Here is a 20,390-nt window from a genome sequence, read left to right on the forward strand (position 1 = left end):
GTTTTAATCGCAGCAATAACTGTTTTAATCCCTAAGGAGTAAAGCAATGCGTGTACCGATAGCGTATCTCGCTGTTGTGATAATTTGGTCAACTACGCCACTAGGTATAGTTTGGAGTAGTGAGTCAGTGCATCCCACCATGGCTGTACTACTACGCATGCTTATTGCGTGGTTCATTGGCATGTCGATAATACTGACTTGTCGTATTGCGATGCCTTGGCATAAAACAGCGCTTAAGCTTTATGGGTTTTCCTCTGTCGGCATTTTTGGTGGTATGTCATTTTCATACATGGCAGCCACGTATATTTCATCAGGGTTGATGTCATTGGTGTTTGGATTAGCACCCATTCTATCTGGGTTTCTTGCTCAAAAGATGCTATCTGAACCACGCTTTTCTTTGACTAAAAAAGTGGCGCTAGTTGCTGCTTTAACTGGATTGTTGATTGTTTGTCTTGATAATATCGCGTTAAAAAATGATGCATATGTTGGTATTGGTTTAATTTTAGCTGGCGTGTTCTTTTTTAGTGTTAGTGGCGTATTAATAAAATCAGTACCGATTGCAATTAATCCCATTGCGACGACTGTAGGTGCACTAACCTTTAGCGTTCCGTTATTTTTTAGTCTATGGTTTATTTTTGATGGTTCAATTCCTTTTGAACAATGGCAATTTCGATCCATTGCGGCGATTATTTATTTAGGTATTTTTGGCTCACTTTTAGGTTTTATTGCTTATTTCTATGTGTTACAAAAGTTATCAGCTAGTACGGTTGCCTTAGTAACTATGATCACTCCGGTATTGGCACTGATTTTAGGCTATGTTTTTAATGATGAGCAATTAACGCCTAGAATCATAATCGGCGCAATTTTTGTTATTTTTGGTTTATCTTGCTTTCAATGGAGCACAAAGGTTGAAGCACTTGTTACTAAAAGCATGAAACGAAAGGTAACCACAATTGAATGATGTTTCCACTAATTCATTATCCATTACTTTTCGCAAAGCAGTGGATTCTGATATCAGCTTTTTAATTGCACTTCGCAAAGAAACCATGACTGAGCACCTTTTAACCGCAGGTCTTATGTATACTGATGAGCAACATATAGCCAGAATTACAGAACACTTTGAAGACTCTTATATTATTTGCTTTGACGATGTTTCAATAGGGCTAATAAAGCTGGCACAATTTAAAGAAAAGTGGCACATTCGGCAGTTACAAATAGCACGTAATTACCAAGGCAGAGGGCTAGGTACTAAGCTGTTAACACTGCTTCAAAATAAAGCATCACAAATACAAGTGCCTATTTCATTAAACGTACTTTTTAAAAACCCTGCACGTAAACTATACCAAAGAGCAGGTTTCGTTATTGTTGGTGAGAATTCGTTGGAATATCAAATGCTTTGGCGTTCCAAGTAGTGTATTCATATTATTGAGCATGAAAAAATAGAAATTATTGATAATCAGCCCAAGCTTGTAATAAATTTTGATGCAATGTTTCCATTTGAGCGTTAAGTATACTTTGTGCAGAGCTATCTACCGGAAGTTCATCTTTAAGAAAACTAGGCACAATACGAAATACTTTTTTAAATAACCATAGTATTTCGTATTGTAAATCGTCAAGTTCTTGTAACTCTTGATGTACTTCATCGTAATCTTCTTTTTTGATGCTTTCTAACCAATCTAAGGTTTCTGTACTATCAAAGCCACCGCGCTTAATAATATTATTGATTTGCTGATTAGCATCAAATAAGGCTTTACTGTGTTTTCCTGATAAATTTTCAGGAATATGAGTAATAAAATCATTAAAAGCAAGATGTAACTGCATGATACGAATGCGCTTTAATATAATCCGTTTGGGTAAAGACGTAAAAGTTTGGCGATCAATTATTTCTGCGCTATCAAGTTGTGCATGTTGTAAAATATTATACATCGCTTGATAAAATTCAAATTTAAAGGCATGAGAATTAATTTGAAGATAAGGTGAAATATTCGCCATTGATTTTCCTGACTTATCAAATTGGCGTGTGCGAATATGACAAATTAAATCTGCAAGCCCAACTAACTGTCCGAAATTGCCAAGTTGGTCGTTATGTAAACCCATGGGGTAGCCACTGCCGTCGTAACGTTCATGATGCTCTTTTATGCCACGAAGCACTTCACTGCCAAAGGGGTGAATAAGCTTGGCAATAGCTAAACTTATCTTAATATGTTGCTTGAATGCATCCCATTCTTTATCAGTAAAATTACTTCGTTTACTGACTAATGTAGGATCAATGTGTAATAAGCCAATATCATGTAAAAGACCGATATAAAAAGTATGATTAATTTGCTCTAGCGTTAGCTTCGTTTCTTTTGCTATCAGGCATGCAAGCCAAGTACTGAATAAGGTTTGTTCAAATAAATCGGGCAGTTGAATTTTCATGATGGTGAGCTTTTGCAGTAAAATTCTTGGAATTTGTTTAACTGCGCAAAGCTGGTTTAATATGCTTGCGAAATTGGTATTGCTGTGAATTTGAATAAGATCTGGATATTTGTTGATAAATTGCTGAAATTCTTGCTCTAATGAGGCATTAGTTAAACACCCCTGGACGGTAATCAATTCATCGAGCTGGCTTTGCATTTTATGTCCAACGAGAAACTCTTGCACTCGATGTTCGATTGCTGTGCCTTTCGGTACCAATAACACACCAAACTTATTGTAGATATTTTCTACAGCCACAACTTTATTCGTGGTGCTTACATCTGTCAGGTGGTTGATGTAATGTTCGTTGTTTTCTACCTCTAAATCCACAGATAGATCCTTAAAGGGTTATCGATCGGCTAATACTTAAACTATTGAACTATCGTCAGTTATAGCATAAAAGAATGTTAGTCGCGACGGTTTTGTTTTGTGGGCTATAGTGAAAATTGAACGTGATAGGAAAGTAAAAAGGATAAAAACGGCAAATGATAAGCCGTTTTTATATGATTAAGATCAACTATTGATGAGATTTACGGTACTTTTCACAAGCTTCTTGGTCTTCACATTCACCGTATAAATATAAGCTGTGATTAGTTAAGCGAATTTTATGATGTTTTGCTACATCTTCTTGGCGTTGCTCAATAACATCATCTTCGAATTCTACAACTTTGCCACATTTTAAACACACAAGGTGATCATGATGCTTTTTATGGCTTAGTTCAAAAACGGATTTACCACCTTCAAAATGATGACGAGTAACAATGCCTGCATCGTCAAATTGGTTTAAAACGCGATAAACGGTCGCAAGACCAATTTCTTCATTTTGATCAAGCAGGATTTTATATACGTCTTCCGCACTTATATGCTGGTTGTTAGGATCTTGCAATATCGCTAAAATCTTAACGCGAGGTAACGTAATTTTTAATCCGGCTCTTTTTAGTTCTTCGTTTTGATCTGGCATGAAGTAACGTCTCAATTGGTCGTAAAGGGTAAAATTATAGTGGCATTTGCCGTGATATTAAAGGGCTATTTAACGATATTTTTTATTATCGTGTTTCGGTTAATTATTTGATCACTTTACAAGAATTTTCTAATCAATGGTGATGAGAGAATCAAGGCAATATTTTATAGATACGCTCATTAAAAGTTGTTAATAATTTATTTGTTATTATCGATACCATGACAAGAAAAGTGCAACAATGATTGTATCACCCGTTGAACTCAGTTTATTTTTTCAATGTATAAGATGAGCAATCAGGTTAACAGAGTAAAAAAAGCCTGCGTTAACGCAGGCTTTTTTATGGATATTTATGACAACTTAATCCGCAAGTTCAGCTAAGCACATTTCTTCATAAACAAGATTAACCCATTTATCAACACGCTCTTCTGTAAGCTCAGGTTGTCTGTCTTCATCGACACAAAGGCCAATAAATGTATTTTCATCAATCAGCGCTTTTGAGGCTTCAAATTCGTAACCTTCGTTTGGCCAGTTACCAACAATTATTGCCCCTTTAGATTCGCAAATATCTCTAAGCGGCTCCATTGCATCACAAAAGTATTCTGCATAATCTTCTTGATCGCCTAAGCCGAAAATAGCGACTAATTTGTCGGTGAAATCAATTTCTTCTAACTCTGGTAAAAAATCATCCCAGTCACATTGGTTTTCACCGTAGTACCAAGTTGGGATACCTAAAATAATCAAATCAAAAGCGGCGATATCTTCTTTGGTACTTTTGGCAATATCTTTTACCTCAACCATTTTTTTGCCTAATTTCTTTTGGATCATTTTGCCTATAGCTTCAGTATTACCTGTATCGCTACCAAAAAATAAACCTACAATTGCCATGAATAATAACCTTTTACTTTAATTTTCTTCGCTTGCTAATGCTTTTATGATAAGTGATTCGATAAGTTCACTTCTGTTGCAGCTGGCATTCTGTGCGAGCTGATCTAATTTTTCTATCAAATTTTGATGAATTTTAAATTCAACACGTTTTAGACCGTTATTTCGGTCTCTTTTTACTTGGTTTCGTTTGTTAATTCGAACCTGAACGCTCCGCGAATGCGGATTGGTTTTCGGGCGACCAGGTCGCTTATCATCACCAAATATGTCGATTGTGGTTAAATCTGCTTCGTGTTTTGCCATGATTAGCCTAGGCCCTGATTTTCCCAAATAAATTGGATCACGCCCTTGGCAATAAAGCCAGCACAACCTAAAAACAACACGAAGTACACTACGTATTGTCCCATTTTAGGTACATCATTTTTTTTCATAATGTCATGTATAGATAACCCTATGAAAACAAATATAAAAACAAAAAATAAGTTTAAGCCTATTTTTTCAATTAAAGCAAAGTGTTCAGCAAGCATAATTCACCTTAAAAAATTCAGGCGCGACTATAGCACATTGCAAACACCTTACGCATCATTTTTACCATATAAATTATTGCATATGCAACAAAAAAGGCAAATAATATACTTTACTGATTTTTTTGCAAAAAATCACCGACAATTTTATTAAAAGCTACGGTCTTTTCTGCGTGTAACCAATGGCCAGCACCTTGAATTATCTTTGCTGAAGCATTAGGAAATAATTGATTGATTCTATCGCGATGTTGATGAGTAATGTAATTTGATTCACTGCCTTTAATAAATAATGTAGGCCGAGAAAACTGTCGTTCTCCTTGATATGCGGCCATAATTTGTGGATAGCAGTGAGTTAAAAACTCGAGATTACATTTAAAGTGAAATTGTTCATCTTGTTTTGTTAAATTACGCAATAAAAATTGTCGAACGCCTGCTTGTTCAACATAATGTGAAAGCGTTGCATCGGCATCTTTTCTACTTTCAATGTTTTGTAAATCAATAGCATTAAGACCTGCAAAAATTTGCTCATGATGTGGAGGATATGAAGTAGGCGCGATATCAGCAACGATAAGTTTATTAACGCGCTTAGGGTGTTCTAACGCTACCTGCATGGCTATTTTTCCACCCATAGAATGACCTAAAATACTTGCTTTTTCTATGTTTAGCGCGTTCATAGTGTCAATAATATCGGTCGCTAGTGAGTCGTATTCCATATTATTAATTTGCGGGGAGCTACCGTGATTTCTGACATCTACATTGGTAACCGTAAAATGCTCGCTTAACGGTTTGGCGACCATGTTTAAATTTTCTAAGCTACCCAGTAAACCATGTATAAGGAGCAAGTGAGTACCTTGTCCTTGTTGTTGATAATGAAGAATGGCCATGAACAAATATAAATAATGAATGTTGTTAACATTATACTGAATTTCATCAATAAGCTAAATTCCTCTAGAGACTTAGTAATAAGCTCAGTATAATCTTGCTCGCAATTATCGTGGTAAGGTTATTAGATGAAACATATCGAAATAGATGAAGAGTTATATCAATATTTAGCGTCAAATACTCAATATATTGGCGAAAGCGCGTCATCCATATTACGGCGCCTGTTGGCTTTGCCAGGAGAGCAAACGAAAGCAAAATCGGTTAGTGCTGACAAAGTAACTAAAACATTTTCGGTAGAAAACCAGGAGGTAGTTCCTGCGTTGGCAAAAAAACATGAAAATAAAAATGTATTCGATGTTATAAATAAAGAAGAACTCGCTATGCAAAGAGGAGTCGTCGGGCGCTTTTTATTGTTATTATCTGCGTTACATCGTGTACATGGCGAAGCATTTTCTACGGTTTTAGCTATAAGAGGACGAGACCGCCTATATTTTGCTGATAGTGAAAAAGCGTTGAGTGAATCTGGTAGTAGCACAAAGCCACGTCAGATCCCTGAGAGTCGCTATTGGGTGATTACTAATTCAAATACCACCCGGAAAAAAATGATGATCACCGAGGTAGCAAAAGCCTTAGGCTATGTAGATGAGCAAATAGAAAAGATAAGAGATTTATTATAAAAAATTAAGAGGTATTCATGTCTGTTCACGAAAATGCAGGTCAACAAGCTACGCCAAAAGATCTAGAAAATATACCGTCTGTTGTAAGTCAATACTATCTTAATCAGCCTGATGTTAATCACGTTGAGCAACGTGTTAGTTTTGGTACATCAGGACATAGAGGGACTTCAGTAAAGCATAGCTTTAATGAACATCATATTATAGCTATTTGCCAAGCAGTTGCAGAATACCGACAGCAGCAGGGGATAGATGGGCCACTTTTTTTGGGTAAAGATACTCACGCATTATCTGAACCTGCATTTGCTACTGCATTATCGGTGTTAATTGCTAATAACGTGCCAGTAATAGTGCAGCAAGACTTTGGTTTTACGCCGACTCCGGTAATTTCGAGGTTAATCATTGTCCATAACCGTGAACACGATACTCAAGCTGATGGTCTCATTATTACACCTTCCCATAATCCGCCTGCAGATGGTGGTATAAAATACAATCCTCCGCACGGCGGCCCAGCTGAAGGAAATATTACCCAATGTATTGAAAAGCGCGCGAATGACATCATTCAACGTGGCCTGTTAGATGCAAAGCAAGCAAGTTATCAACATGCATTGCAATCGCCGTTATTAACCAAACAAGACTTTATCACTTTCTATGTAAATGAATTATCAAAAGTTATTGATTTAAAAGTAATAAAACAAGCTGGGGTAACCATTGGTGCTGATCCTATGGGGGGATCAGGTATCGATTATTGGCCAGCAATTGCTGAACGCTATCAACTGGCATTATCGGTGGTAAACGATAAAGTAGACGCTAGTTTTGCTTTTATGACGCTAGACAAAGATGGAAAAATTCGCATGGATTGTTCATCACCCTATGCGATGGCTAGCTTGATTGATTTAAAAGATCGTTTTGATATTGCTGTAGGGAATGATGCTGATTTTGATCGCCACGGCATTGTGACAAAAACAGATGGGTTAATGAACCCTAACCATTATCTCGCGGTTGCTATTCATTATTTAATGACGCATCGACAATGGTCAGATAATTGTAAAATTGGTAAAACATTAGTGTCTAGCTCGATTATTGATCGTGTTGCTAAATCACTAAAAAAACCATTGGCAGAAGTGCCTGTTGGTTTCAAATGGTTCGTAGAAGGGCTTCATTCTGGAGACTATGCTTTTGGTGGTGAAGAAAGTGCCGGGGCTTCGTTTTTAGCGCTTGATGGTAGTTGCTGGACAACCGATAAAGATGGTTTCATTATGGCGCTTCTGGCGGCAGAAATATTAGCCGTTACAGGAAAAAACCCTCAGCAGTACTATAATGAGCTAGCAGAACAATTAGGTGAGCCTTGTTACAAGCGAAATGAAGCGGTAGCAACGTTACAGCAAAAACACGTTTTTTCCTCTATTGATGTGAATGAGATTGATGAGCATACCTTAGCGGGTGAGCCTATTACCCAAAAAATGACACATGCCCCGGCAAATAATGCGGCAATTGGGGGAATTAAAATTACTACTGAGAATGGCTGGTTTGCGGCCAGACCGTCAGGCACTGAAAATATTTATAAAATATATGCAGAAAGTTTTATTAATGAAGCACATCTAGAATGCATTATTGATGAAGCTCAGTTGATTGTTAATAAAATGTTTACAAAAAATGCTTCATAATGGTGCGAAATAACGTACAATTCGATTAAAATTTAGCAAGGATAACGATGCAAGGAGTGCATTAAAAAAATAACAAATTTATTTTAAGAGAGATTATGCCTCATCGTCAGTACATACATCGACCGACTGTGATAAAAGATTTATTAGTGATAGCAGTGGTAAACCTAGCGTTTCTGATTGTTTTCATGCAAATAGATTTTTTTGAAGGCATTTATCAATTTGTAATGAAACATGAAAACTATGAACTTGACGAATTAATTCCACTAACGTTCACGCTTGCGTTTAGCTGGCTTATTTTCAGTTACCGCCGGATACGAGAGTTAGGTATTATGGCTCATACGTTAGAGCAAATATCATTAATAGATCCGTTAACAGGTTTACCTAATAGACGATCAGGACAATTAAGTTTAATTTCTTGGTGTGAGTTAGCCAATAAACACGAACAACCCTTTGCTGTGTTTCAAGTTGACTTAGATGATTTCAAAAAAGTAAATGACTTATATGGACAGTTGGTCGGTGATGAAGTACTCAAGCAAGTCACAAGAAAGCTTAATGCGGCTATTCCTAAACAAGCATTATTATGTCGCTGGTTAGATGATAACTTTATTGTAATTGCGCCCATTAACATGCAATCTACTCCTTATCAATTTGCTGAACAATTACAACAAGCGATTGATGATCCAACCATGGCCTCTACTGTTGATATAACCTGTAGTATAGGGTTCGCTATTTATGAAAATAATCAAATCGTTGAAGATATACTCCATGATGTAGAAGACGCTCTTTTAGTGGCAAAACATCGGGGTAAAAATGCTATTCATGGTCATAGTTAATTGAAAGTACCATGTAAAGTTTTCTGCGATCAAAACGTTTTTTATCGGAATGAAATATTATAGTAAAAAAATTACGCTAAATATTTTACAATAGCTTCTATCATTCACCATTTTAAGAAATTGGTTTGGGTAGTTTACAGCAGCAGTTACAAACAACGGGTGACTTTCTAGCGCTTTCGCGCGAGCATCCATGGTCATTTCCAGAAACATTTTCCTTTGATGTTACTCATCAAGCAACCGCTTCACAATGTACCGTGTCTGTTATTGATACTGGTATTATTTCATTTTCACCAAAAGGTGTAGACAGCACGCAAGATATTGTTTTATCTAGTGGTGTACACGGTAATGAAACAGCGCCAATTGAAATTTGTCGCGATATCATTCAAAAGATTATTCTCGGTCAGCTTAATGTTGGTCAACGGGTTTTATTTATTTTTGGCAATATTGCTTCGATGAATATTGCTGAGCGCTTCGTTGAAGAAAACATGAACAGGCTCTTCTCTGGTGGACATTCATTAGATCAAGGAAATGGTGCAGGACTCATTAATAAAGAGCGAGAGCGTGCGTTATTACTTGAAAACACGATCAAACAATTTTTTGAACATGACGCCACCCTCAATAAACCCCGTGAACGCATGCACTATGACTTACACACGGCAATTCGTGGTGCAAAATATGATAAGTTTGCGGTATACCCTTATTTACATGGCAAACCTAGAAAAGCTTCACAATTACAATTCCTTTTAGCGTGTGGTGTGAATACTGTTTTATTATCAAATTCACCTACAACAACATTCAGTTATTTTTCGTCGAAGCACTTTGGTGCCGATGCCTTTACTATTGAACTTGGTAAGGTTCAGCCATTTGGTAAAAACGACATGACACAATTCGAGCAAGTTGCTTCAACGTTAACTAAATTAGTGTCTGGGCAAAATCTTGATCTTAAACCATATGATGAAAATGACTTCCATATATTTACTGTTGCACAGGTGATAAATCGTCAGCATCAAGCCTTTGAATTAACGTTTTCTAGCGATACCGTTAACTTTACTGACTTTCCAAAAGGTCACGTTTTAGCAATCGATGGCGGTAACAAAATCAAAACTCAGCATGAAGGTGAAGCAATTATTTTTCCAAATGCAGATGTTGCCATTGGCCAGCGAGCGATGTTAACGGTGATCCCTGCTAGTTTGAACGAAAGTTAACCATCGAGTATATCCGCTGTTAACTATGTAATTGATTGTTTTCATAGGTTTTAAAATGTTTCTGTAAACATTAATGTTCACTTACAAACATGATGAAACGTGGTGTACTTTTGAAACTTGCATTACAGTTGACGTAAAGGTAAAGTTTGCGCAGGTAAAAAACATAAATGATAACGCACCTAAAACGAAAGTCTCATTTATGCAATCTCGCACTATACTTGATTGCATACAGGTTTTTGATATTCCCTTAAACATTGGGTAAAACATAAGAGAAGGCTATGAATACTGACATTTACAAAGAAGGCCCTGTTGTACACAACGCGGCTTTTATTGATGGTCATTCAGTTGAAATCCCCATCCTCAAAATATTACAACAAGATGGCACTGTATACCAAGGCGCTGAGCTTCCAAAGATCAATGAAGAGCACGCGGTAAAAATTTATAAAGCACTGGCTTTTCACCGAGCATTAGATGAACGCATGATTGGTGCACAACGCCAAGGTCGTATCAGTTTCTATATGGCGGCGCTAGGTGAAGAAGCTGCTAGCATAGGTGGTGCAGCAGGATTAGAAGCACAAGATATGATCATGGCACAATACCGTGAGCAAGGCGCTTTAATTTACCGAGGCTTTAGTTTAGAAAATTTTATGAATCAAATGTTTTCTAATGAAAAAGATCTGGGTAAAGGCAGACAAATGCCAATCCATTATGGTTCGAATGAACTTAATTACATGACAATTTCATCTCCTTTAGGTACACAAATACCACAAGCTGCGGGTTACGCTTATGGCCAAAAACTACAAGGTAAAGATGCAGTAACACTTTGTTATTTTGGCGAAGGTGCTGCTTCTGAAGGTGATTTTCACGCAGGTTTAAATATGGCAGCAGTGCACAATGCACCTGTTATCTTTTTCTGTCGTAACAACGGATATGCGATATCAACACCTTCAGATGAGCAATATGTCGGTAACGGTATTGCTTCTCGTGGCGTGGGCTACGGCATGAAAACTATTCGTATAGATGGCAACGATATATTAGCGGTGCTTAAAGCAGTACAATTAGCGCGTGCTTATGCAATTGAAGAAAGCAAGCCTGTGATGATTGAAGCAATGTCTTATCGTTTAGGGGCTCATTCTACATCAGACGATCCTTCAGGTTACCGTACGAAAGAAGAAGAAGAAAAGTGGCATGCTCATGATCCACTTTCTCGTATGAAATCGTGGATGTTGGCGCAAAACTGGTGGGATGAAGCCCAAGAAACGGCCTTATTTGAACAATTACGTGAAGATATTTTAGCTGCCGTTAAGGTTGCTGAAAAAATCGCGAAACCACCGGTTGAAGATTTAGTATCAGATGTTTATGACCAAGTGCCAGAGCATCTTCAGAAGCAATTGACATCACTTAAAGCACATATCAAAAAATATCCTGAAGCGTACCCGCTCACTGCAGGGAGAATTAAATAATGGCACAAATGAATTTATTACAGGCAATTAACAATGCCTTAGATATTGCCATGGCAGAAAACGATAGTGCACTGTGTTTCGGCGAAGATGTAGGTCATTTTGGTGGCGTATTTAGAGCTACAAGTGGCTTACAGGAAAAGTATGGCAAAGCACGTTGTTTTAATACACCACTGGTTGAGCAAGGTATCATTGGCTTTGCCAATGGTTTAGCTGCACAAGGCAGTACACCAATTGCAGAAATTCAATTTGCAGATTATATTTTTCCTGCATTTGACCAAATTGTTAATGAATCAGCAAAATTTAGATACCGTAGTGGTAATGAGTTCAATGTAGGTAACTTAACAATACGTACTCCATACGGCGGTGGTATTGCAGGCGGCTTATATCATAGCCAATCACCTGAAGCATATTTTGCGCATACGCCTGGTTTAAAAATTGTTGTACCGCGTAATCCTTATCAAGCTAAAGGGCTATTACTTGCTTCTATTCGTGATGATAATCCGGTTATTTTCTTTGAGCCTAAACGCTTATACCGTGCATCAGTGGGTGAAGTGCCAGAAGAAGATTATCAATTACCCATTGGCAAAGCAGAAGTCACTGAGCAGGGGAGCGATATTACGTTGCTAGCGTGGGGCGCTCAAATGGAAATTATTGAGAAAGCGGCTGAAATGGCTAAAAAAGACGGTATCTCATGTGAACTTATTGATTTACGTACTATTTTACCGTGGGATGTAGACACGGTTGCTAATTCAGTGTTAAAAACTGGCCGATTACTTATTTCACAAGAAGCGCCATTAACAGCAGGCTTTGCCAGTGAAATAGCCGCGACGATTCAACAAGAATGTTTCTTACATTTAGAATCTCCTATTGAAAGAGTGTGTGGAATTGATACACCATATCCGCTTTCTCTTGAAAAAGAACATGCCGCTGATCACTTAAAAGTGTATGAAGCGATCAAACGCAGCATTAATTACTAGGGTTTAAAACATGAGCATTGATTTTATTTTACCGGACATCGGAGAAGGTATCGTTGAATGTGAACTGGTTGAGTGGCTAGTAAAAGAAGGCGATCGTATAGAAGAAGATCAGCCGGTTGCTGACGTAATGACCGACAAAGCGCTTGTTCAAATACCTGCAATGCACTCTGGCATCGTTGATAAGCTTTACTATGCTAAAGGCGAAATTGCTAAGGTTCACGCACCTTTATTCGCTATGACTCCTGAAGGTGAAGCATCACCACAAGTTGAAGCTGAGCCTACAACTAGTGAAACGAACACGAAACCAGCGAGCACTCCCGCTTCTGGCACCATCGTCGAAGACTTTATCTTACCCGATATTGGTGAAGGTATTGTTGAGTGTGAAGTGGTTGAATGGTTAGTTGCTGAAGGCGACACCATTGAAGAAGATCAGCCGGTAGCCGATGTAATGACCGATAAGGCGTTAGTACAGATCCCAGCAATGCATTCTGGTACGGTAGTAAAGCTTTATTACGGCAAGGGGGAAATTGCAAAAGTTCATGCACCGCTATTTTCACTTGAGCGCGCATTAACTGACTCACAAGACCCGGCTGCTGAAGTATTACCTGAAAATGAAAAATTGCCGGTACCACCTGCAACAACTTCAACGCCTGCAGAATCAAATACACCTGCTGTAACAACCCCCAAAGTTGTTAATAAAAAAGCGGTTGCAAGCCCTGCGGTACGCCGTGTTGCTCGTGAATTGGGTGTTAACATTCACGAAATACCTGGCAGTGGCAAAAAAGGCAGAGTTTATAAAGATGATGTGCTTGCGTTTAATGACGCACCAGCAGCTGAACAACACGATAAACCATCAGCTACAACGGTTGGCGGTACGCGTGTTGAAGCGATCAGAGGCGTAAAAGCAGCAATGGCAAAAGCGATGGTTGCGTCAGTATCAACTATTCCTCACTTTACTTACTGTGAAGAAATAGACATGACGAACTTGATCAAGCTTCGTAGTGATTTAAAAGAAGTCTATGCTAAACAAGATATTAAATTAACTATGATGCCATTTTTCATGAAAGCAATGTCGTTAGCATTGAAAGAGTACCCGGTGATAAACTCACAGCCTAATGAAGACTGCACAGAGCTTACCTATTTTGATGATCATAATATTGGAATGGCCGTTGATTCTAAAGTTGGTTTGTTAGTACCCAATGTTAAACAGGTGCAAACAAAATCTATTATTGATTTAGCGAAAGACATTACTCGTTTAACCAATGATGCGCGATCAGGGCGTGTTGCGGCGGCCGATTTGAAAGGGGGCACAATCTCAATTTCAAATATTGGTGCAATTGGGGGAACTGTCGCCACGCCAATTATTAATAAACCAGAATCAGCAATTGTTGCACTTGGTAAGTTACAAACATTACCGCGTTTTAATCAACATGGTGAAGTTGAAGCACGTTCTATCATGCAAGTAAGTTGGTCTGGTGACCATCGTGTGATTGATGGTGGTACAATCGCCCGCTTTAGTAACTTGTGGAAGTCGTTCTTAGAAGAGCCAAGCAATATGCTTGTTCACATGAGCTAATATGGTTATCACTGTTTAGTTTAATAACTGAAATTAAAAAGCGGTCTTTATATAGACCGTTTTTTTTGTCGTGAAATTAAGATATATCAGATGGTTGTCATTGTTTACCTTTACTACGTTGAACGATTGAAAACCGTCCGTTTATTTGCTGATATTAATGGCGAAATACAGTTAAAAAAATGGCCCCATTATTATGGAGCCATTTTCAATGTGCTGTAGCAACCTAGCAAGCTATATTGCTAAGGCTATATCTAACCGATAAATTGGCGAGCATTGCGGAACATTCTCACCCAAGGTGAATCTTCATGCCACTCATCAGGGTGCCATGAATTGGCAACTGTACGGAATACCCGCTCAGGATGCGGCATCATAATGGTGACACGGCCATCCGTTGTTGTTAATGCGGTAATGCCGTCTGGTGAACCATTCGGGTTTGCGGGGTAGGTTTCGGTGATGTCACCATAGTTATTCACGAAACGCATTGCTACTGTGCCTGAATCGTTTGTTGCGCCGATTGCCTCTTCACTGGTAAATTCAGCGCGGCCTTCACCGTGTGAAACAGCGATTGGCATGCGTGAACCTTCCATCCCTTTGAAGAAAATTGAAGGGCTTTCTTGTATTTCAACTAATGAAAAACGCGCTTCAAAACGTTCAGATGCATTTTGCACGAAATGTGGCCATGCTTCAGCACCTGGAATAATTTCTTTCAAATTAGATAACATTTGGCAACCGTTACAAATACCCAAAGAGAAAGTATCTTCGCGGTGGAAGAAGGTTTTAAACATTTCACGAGCATTCGCATTAAATAAGATAGACTTCGCCCAACCTTCACCAGCGCCTAGTACGTCACCATATGAGAAGCCACCACAAGCAACAAGGCCTTTAAAATCGGCCAAGTCTACACGACCAGCAAGTACATCTGACATATGTACGTCAATCGCTTTAAAGCCTGCACGATCAAAAACTGCAGCCATTTCAACGTGTGAGTTAACACCTTGTTCACGTAAAATAGCCACTTTAGGGTTATTACCTGTTTGTGCGTCTTTCGCAATTAAATCGGCAACGGTATCTTCATTAATATCATAAGATAATGACACGTTTAAACCTGGATCTTCCGTATCAAATTTAACGTCAAATTCTTCTTGGGCACATTCAGGATTATCACGCATTGCTTGCATTCTAAGTGTTGTTTCTGCCCAAACCGTACGGAAATACGTACGGCTATTTTCTAAGACTGTTTCACCATTACGGGTAAATCGAATGGTGTCATCATTATTGATACCACCGATATCGGTACACAATGCAGCTATGCCATGTTGTTCAAACACTTGGTTTACATCATCAACATCTTGCTCACGAACTTGGATAACGGCGCCTAGCTCTTCGCTAAATAACACACTTAAATCGTCACCTTCAAGTGCGGTTAAATCAATGTCTACCCCGGTATGACCAGCGAAGGCCATTTCAACGACAGAAGTAAATAACCCACCATCACTTCTATCATGATAAGCCAGCAGTTTTTCGTCTGCGACAAGCGATTGAATGGCATTGAAGAAACCTTTTAATGTTTCTGGACTGTCGACATCGGGTGTTTCAGTACCTAATTGTTTGTAAACTTGTGCTAAACAAGAACCACCTAAACGGTTTTTCCCGTTGGAAAGGTCAATGGCGATCAAACGGCTTTCGCCTTTATCGATGCGTAATTGAGGGGTGACAGTTTTACGGACATCTTCAACACGACCAAATGCAGTGATCACTAACGAAAGCGGAGAGGTGACAGCTTTTTCTTCACCGTTCTCTTGCCATTTAGTTTTCATTGACATGGAGTCTTTACCCACCGGAATGGTTAATCCGAGTGCTGGACAAAGTTCTTCACCAACGGCTTTAACCGCTTCATATAGACCCGCGTCTTCACCGGGGTGTCCAGCTGCAGCCATCCAGTTTGCAGAAAGTTTAATACGATTTAAATCGCCAATATCTGCTGAAGCAATATTAGTCAGAGATTCAGCAACAGCTAAGCGTGCAGAAGCACCATAATTAAGTAAGGCAACCGGTGTACGTTCACCCATTGACATAGCTTCACCGTGATAAGAATCAAGAGCAGCAGTTGTAACGGCACAATCTGCAACCGGAACTTGCCAAGGACCAACCATTTGATCGCGGGCAACCATACCCGTAACACTACGATCACCAATAGTGATTAAAAAGGTTTTTTCAGCAATAGTCGGTAAACGTAAAATGCGATCAGCTGCATCAGCAACAGCTACATTGGTTAAGTTTAATGCCGCGCCTGTTTCGGTTTTACTTTGCACATCGCGGTGCATTTTAGGTGGTTTACCTAGTAAAAGATCTAATGATAAATCAATCGGTTTGTTTAATTGCTCGTCATTAGCAAAATGTTCATCAGTTAACGTTAAGTGCTCTTCTTCGGTTGCTTTACCTACAACGGCAAAAGGTGCTCGTTCACGTTGACAAATGGCTTCAAATTGGGCCAGCTTTTCATCTGAGACGGCTAACACATAACGCTCTTGAGATTCATTACACCAGATCTCTAATGGTGACATGCTACGCTCGTCATTAGGTACGTTGCGTAATTCAAAGTTGCCACCGCGTCCACCATCAGCAACAAGCTCTGGGAATGCGTTAGATAAACCGCCAGCACCGACATCATGAATAAATAAAATAGGGTTTTCGTCACCTAATTGCCAACAGCGGTCGATCACTTCCTGACAACGGCGTTCCATCTCTGGGTTTTCACGTTGTACAGAAGCGAAGTCGAGGTTTTCAGCAGACTGACCTGACGCCATAGAAGATGCAGCGCCACCGCCTAAACCAATGTTCATTGCAGGGCCGCCTAAAGCAATAAGGTTAGCACCAACATTAATTTCACCTTTTTGTACATGCTCATCACGAATGTTTCCTAAACCACCCGCAAGCATAATCGGTTTATGGTAACCGCGAACTTCTTTGCCGTTGAATGAGTCTACTTGTTCTTCATAGGTGCGGAAATAACCGAGAATATTAGGACGGCCGAACTCGTTGTTAAATGCGGCGCCACCTAACGGGCCCTCAACCATAATGTCTAAGGCAGAAACAATACGCTCTGGTTTACCAAAGTCTGTTTCCCAAGGTTGCTCAAAGTTAGGGATGCGTAGGTTAGAAACAGTAAACCCGACTAAACCTGCTTTAGGCTTAGAGCCAATGCCTGTTGCGCCTTCGTCACGAATTTCACCGCCTGAGCCAGTAGCAGCACCTGGGTATGGTGAAATAGCGGTGGGGTGGTTATGGGTTTCAACCTTCATTAATATTTGAATATCTTCGTGGTTGTAGCCGTATTCTTTTGATTCAGGGTGAGGGAAGAAACGTCCACCTTCGGAGCCAACCATCACTGCAGCGTTATCTTTATATGCGCTTAATACGTAATCAGGATTGGTTTCGTAGGTGTTCTTAATCATTTTGAACAATGATTTTGGCTGTTCTTGGCCGTCGATTGTCCAGTCAGCATTAAATATTTTATGGCGACAATGTTCTGAGTTTGCTTGGGCAAACATATAAAGTTCGATGTCGTTAGGGTTACGACCAAGCTTGATGAAATTTTCTACTAAGTAATCAATTTCGTCATCGGCAAGCGCTAAACCTAATTCGATATTTGCAGTAGCCAGCGCTTCACGACCGCCAGACAATACATCAACTGCGTTTAATTTACCGGGTTCAGCTGTTGCAAAAAGAGTTTGTGCTTGTTGTGCGTCAGTAAAAATCACTTCCATCATACGGTCATGAATCAAACCGTTTAGTTGTTGCTCTTGTTGTGCGCTTAGCGCTGAACTTTGAATATAGTAAGCAAGGCCTCTTTCAAGGCGAACGACTTTATCTAACCCGCAATTATGCGCAATATCAGTAGATTTTGATGACCAAGGTGAAATAGTACCAGGGCGAGGGGTAACCAATAGTAGTTTGCCTACCGGTTCATGTTCTTCAATGCTAGGGCCGTACGTTAGCAGTTTTGCTAATACGTGTGTTTCTTGTTCGTTAAGCTCAGCAGTTAACTGTGCAAAATGAGTATACTCTGCATAAATATCTGTGACAGGAAGGCTAAGTTCAGCACACTGATCAAGTAATTTCTTGATACGAAAATCAGATAAGGCTGGAGCGCCACGAAGGGTTTGAATCAACATCGCCATATTATGTATTCACCAAGGTTGGATTTATTGGAATAAAAATCGCGCGTATTATAGTGTAAAAGCAGGGCAATAGTAAAAAAAATTCCATGGTTGTTTTCCGGAAATGAAAAAAAAGACTTTGATAAACAATAAAAGCACGCCACAATGGAATGATGAACGTTGTACACTTTAAATATTTTCGCAATATATTCCTTGTTTGGTTGTTATGTCTACCGTTTATTTTTACGTTGAGCGGTTGTCAAAAAAAGTCTGAACAATCAGGGCTTACAAAAGTCGCTAAACAGGGGTATATCACTGTTGGTACCCTTTATGGATTAACGAGTTATTATATCGGCCCAGAAGGTGAAACAGGCTTTGAGTATGAATTAGCCAAAAAATATGCTGATTATTTAGGTGTTGAATTAAAAATTGTTGCTAGCTATAGCTTGGCAGAGCTTTTTGCTTTGCTTGATAGCGGTGAAGTTGACTTTTTAGCAGCAGGGTTAACCATTACAGATAAACGGCTACAGCGTTATAATTTTGCGCCTAGCTATAATCAAATCAGTCAAAAACTTGTTTTTAAACAAGGAAATAAACGCCCCAGAAAATTAGAAGATTTAACCGGTAAATTGATAGTTACCGCTAATTCAAGCCATGTTGAAAACTTACAAAACATTCAGCAAACCTTTCCCGCACTTACTTGGCAAGAAACCGAAGAACTAGACAGCGAAGAAGTACTGATCCGGATTTTAAATGATGAATATGACTACACCATCATTGATAGCCACACGCTTGCTGTTAGTCGCCGGTATTACCCTGAAATTAGCATTGGCTTTACCCTTCAGGCATCAGAGTTAATTGCATGGCCGATTCGCAAAGAAGGTGATGATTCAATATTGGCAAGTATGATTGAGTTTTTTGGCGATATTCATCATAACGGGACTTTATTAGCCCTTGACGATAAATATTTTGGTCATGTTGAACAATTTAATTATGTAGATACTCGTACCTTTATTAAAGCAGTGGATGCAAAGCTGCCAAAATATCGTCCGCTTTTTGAGAAATATGCGCAAGAGATTGACTGGCGATTGCTAGCAGCTATTAGCTACCAAGAGTCACATTGGAATCCAAGAGCAAGATCTCATACAGGGGTACGAGGTATGATGATGTTAACGTTACCTACTGCCAAGCAAATGGGTATTAAAAGTAGAATTGATGCAGAACAAAGTATTCAGGGTGGAGCTAAATATTTTCAACAAATGTTTGATCGCATGCCTGATAGAATTCCACACCCCGACAGATTATGGTTCGCTTTAGCCTCTTATAATGTTGGTCTTGGGCATTTAAATGATGCAAGAGAGATCACCCGCTTACAAGGGGGGGACCCTGATCGTTGGGTTGATGTTAAACAGCGGTTGCCATTATTAAAACAGAAAAAATATTATAAATTCACTCGCTATGGTTATGCACGCGGTGATGAACCTGTGAATTACGTTGAAAACATTCGACGTTACTACGACACCCTAACGTGGATGGATGAAAAACAACAAGAGGCTGAACAACAGCTGTTGCTTGAGGCCTTAGAACAACAAGAGCTCACTAATGCTGCGCCAAACGTATCAGCACTAGAAAAGCATAGCCCCGAACTGCCAAAAGACGAGTAACAATATTTAACCTTGCAGACTTATTTTAACCGCGAATTGCCGCGTTTTGTAATGCAGAGACACTTTCTTACATAATACAGACAGCATTTCATCAAACTGTCATATATTCTCTTGATAATAACGCCTGTAGACACCATATTATAGAGTATGTTTGTTGAACGTTTTTACTTTTATTGTGTCTATATTAAGTACCAACAAACATCATCGAATTAATAGGAGAATATTATATGCAAAAAGCACGAAAAGTGTCGCATTCAACGCAACGAAAACGTTTAATGAATCGGCATAAAGTAAAAGTGAATAACCGTCGTTTGATGCACTTTATACAAGAGAGCCAAGACGTAAACTGTACCCATAACGGTAGCATGAATTAAACCCTGCTACCGTTTTTTATGCCTTTCATCTATACCGTTATTCGATTACCCACCTTTCTATTACTTTTATTATTTTATTTAAAGTGTTGAA

The 20,390-nt window shown here is 39.0% G+C and carries 18 protein-coding genes; 11 read left to right on the forward strand and 7 right to left on the reverse strand.

Annotation, left to right across the window (positions count from 1 at the left end):
- The first annotated feature begins 46 nt into the window (after positions 1-46).
- Both Q4489_RS06965 and Q4489_RS06970 read left to right on the forward strand, forming a co-directional pair.
- Positions 47-961, forward strand: a complete 915-nt coding sequence (locus tag Q4489_RS06965; RefSeq protein WP_303478409.1) for a DMT family transporter — start codon at positions 47-49, stop codon at positions 959-961.
- Complete coding sequence (locus Q4489_RS06970) at positions 954-1,412, forward strand: GNAT family N-acetyltransferase (RefSeq protein ID WP_303478410.1); 459 nt, start codon at positions 954-956, stop codon at positions 1,410-1,412. Before Q4489_RS06965 ends, Q4489_RS06970 begins: the two co-directional genes overlap by 8 nt.
- 34 nt (positions 1,413-1,446) lie before the next feature.
- On the opposite strand, the gene Q4489_RS06975 is transcribed toward Q4489_RS06970, so the two are convergent.
- The 6 genes from Q4489_RS06975 to Q4489_RS07000 all read right to left on the reverse strand — a co-directional run bounded on the left by Q4489_RS06975 (position 1,447) and on the right by Q4489_RS07000 (position 5,708).
- On the reverse strand, positions 1,447-2,787 hold the full coding sequence (locus Q4489_RS06975) for an HD-GYP domain-containing protein (protein ID WP_303478412.1): 1,341 nt from the start codon (positions 2,785-2,787) through the stop codon (positions 1,447-1,449).
- A 187-nt stretch (positions 2,788-2,974) separates the two neighbouring features.
- The gene (gene fur / locus Q4489_RS06980; protein WP_074498413.1) at positions 2,975-3,418 is read right to left on the reverse strand and encodes a ferric iron uptake transcriptional regulator; all 444 of its coding nucleotides are present in this window, start codon (positions 3,416-3,418) and stop codon (positions 2,975-2,977) included.
- Between the two features lie 357 nt (positions 3,419-3,775).
- On the reverse strand, positions 3,776-4,303 hold the full coding sequence (fldA, locus tag Q4489_RS06985) for a flavodoxin FldA (RefSeq protein WP_074498412.1): 528 nt from the start codon (positions 4,301-4,303) through the stop codon (positions 3,776-3,778).
- A gap of 18 nt (positions 4,304-4,321) precedes the next feature.
- Positions 4,322-4,603, reverse strand: coding sequence for a LexA regulated protein (gene ybfE / locus Q4489_RS06990; protein WP_074498411.1), 282 nt, complete (start codon positions 4,601-4,603; stop codon positions 4,322-4,324).
- 2 nt (positions 4,604-4,605) lie between these two features.
- Entirely contained in the window at positions 4,606-4,827 is a 222-nt protein-coding gene (locus tag Q4489_RS06995) for a DUF2788 domain-containing protein (protein ID WP_074498410.1), read from the reverse strand.
- Positions 4,828-4,937: 110 nt separating this feature from the next.
- The gene (locus Q4489_RS07000) at positions 4,938-5,708 is read right to left on the reverse strand and encodes an alpha/beta fold hydrolase (protein ID WP_303478415.1); all 771 of its coding nucleotides are present in this window, start codon (positions 5,706-5,708) and stop codon (positions 4,938-4,940) included.
- A 126-nt stretch (positions 5,709-5,834) separates the two neighbouring features.
- Here Q4489_RS07000 and seqA point away from each other — a divergent pair, with 126 nt between their 5' ends.
- From seqA to Q4489_RS07035, 7 genes are all read left to right on the forward strand, one after another.
- Positions 5,835-6,383: a replication initiation negative regulator SeqA gene (gene seqA / locus Q4489_RS07005; protein ID WP_303478416.1), complete on the forward strand. Its 549-nt coding sequence runs from the start codon at positions 5,835-5,837 to the stop codon at positions 6,381-6,383.
- Between the two features lie 17 nt (positions 6,384-6,400).
- On the forward strand, positions 6,401-8,047 hold the full coding sequence (pgm, locus tag Q4489_RS07010; protein WP_303478418.1) for a phosphoglucomutase (alpha-D-glucose-1,6-bisphosphate-dependent): 1,647 nt from the start codon (positions 6,401-6,403) through the stop codon (positions 8,045-8,047).
- A 95-nt stretch (positions 8,048-8,142) separates the two neighbouring features.
- Positions 8,143-8,880, forward strand: a complete 738-nt coding sequence (locus Q4489_RS07015) for a GGDEF domain-containing protein (protein ID WP_303478420.1) — start codon at positions 8,143-8,145, stop codon at positions 8,878-8,880.
- 125 nt (positions 8,881-9,005) lie between these two features.
- Entirely contained in the window at positions 9,006-10,085 is a 1,080-nt protein-coding gene (astE, locus tag Q4489_RS07020; RefSeq protein WP_303478422.1) for a succinylglutamate desuccinylase, read from the forward strand.
- A 278-nt stretch (positions 10,086-10,363) separates the two neighbouring features.
- Positions 10,364-11,548, forward strand: coding sequence for a thiamine pyrophosphate-dependent dehydrogenase E1 component subunit alpha (locus tag Q4489_RS07025; protein WP_303478424.1), 1,185 nt, complete (start codon positions 10,364-10,366; stop codon positions 11,546-11,548).
- Positions 11,548-12,525: an alpha-ketoacid dehydrogenase subunit beta gene (locus tag Q4489_RS07030; RefSeq protein WP_303478426.1), complete on the forward strand. Its 978-nt coding sequence runs from the start codon at positions 11,548-11,550 to the stop codon at positions 12,523-12,525. Before Q4489_RS07025 ends, Q4489_RS07030 begins: the two co-directional genes overlap by 1 nt.
- Positions 12,526-12,535: 10 nt before the next feature.
- Complete coding sequence (locus tag Q4489_RS07035; RefSeq protein WP_303478427.1) at positions 12,536-14,101, forward strand: dihydrolipoyllysine-residue acetyltransferase; 1,566 nt, start codon at positions 12,536-12,538, stop codon at positions 14,099-14,101.
- Positions 14,102-14,352: 251 nt separating this feature from the next.
- Here Q4489_RS07035 and purL read toward each other — a convergent pair whose 3' ends face one another.
- Positions 14,353-18,276 (reverse strand): phosphoribosylformylglycinamidine synthase, encoded by a 3,924-nt coding sequence (purL, locus tag Q4489_RS07040; protein ID WP_303478545.1) that lies wholly within the window; start codon positions 18,274-18,276, stop codon positions 14,353-14,355.
- Between the two features lie 155 nt (positions 18,277-18,431).
- Here purL and mltF point away from each other — a divergent pair, with 155 nt between their 5' ends.
- Positions 18,432-19,925 (forward strand): membrane-bound lytic murein transglycosylase MltF, encoded by a 1,494-nt coding sequence (gene mltF / locus Q4489_RS07045; RefSeq protein ID WP_303478429.1) that lies wholly within the window; start codon positions 18,432-18,434, stop codon positions 19,923-19,925.
- Between the two features lie 227 nt (positions 19,926-20,152).
- Complete coding sequence (locus Q4489_RS07050; RefSeq protein ID WP_303478430.1) at positions 20,153-20,299, forward strand: hypothetical protein; 147 nt, start codon at positions 20,153-20,155, stop codon at positions 20,297-20,299.
- The last annotated feature ends 91 nt before the right edge of the window (positions 20,300-20,390 follow it).

Origin of the sequence: Thalassotalea sp. 1_MG-2023 (genome assembly GCF_030546745.1) — a bacterium.
GTDB lineage: Bacteria > Pseudomonadota > Gammaproteobacteria > Enterobacterales > Alteromonadaceae > Thalassotalea_C.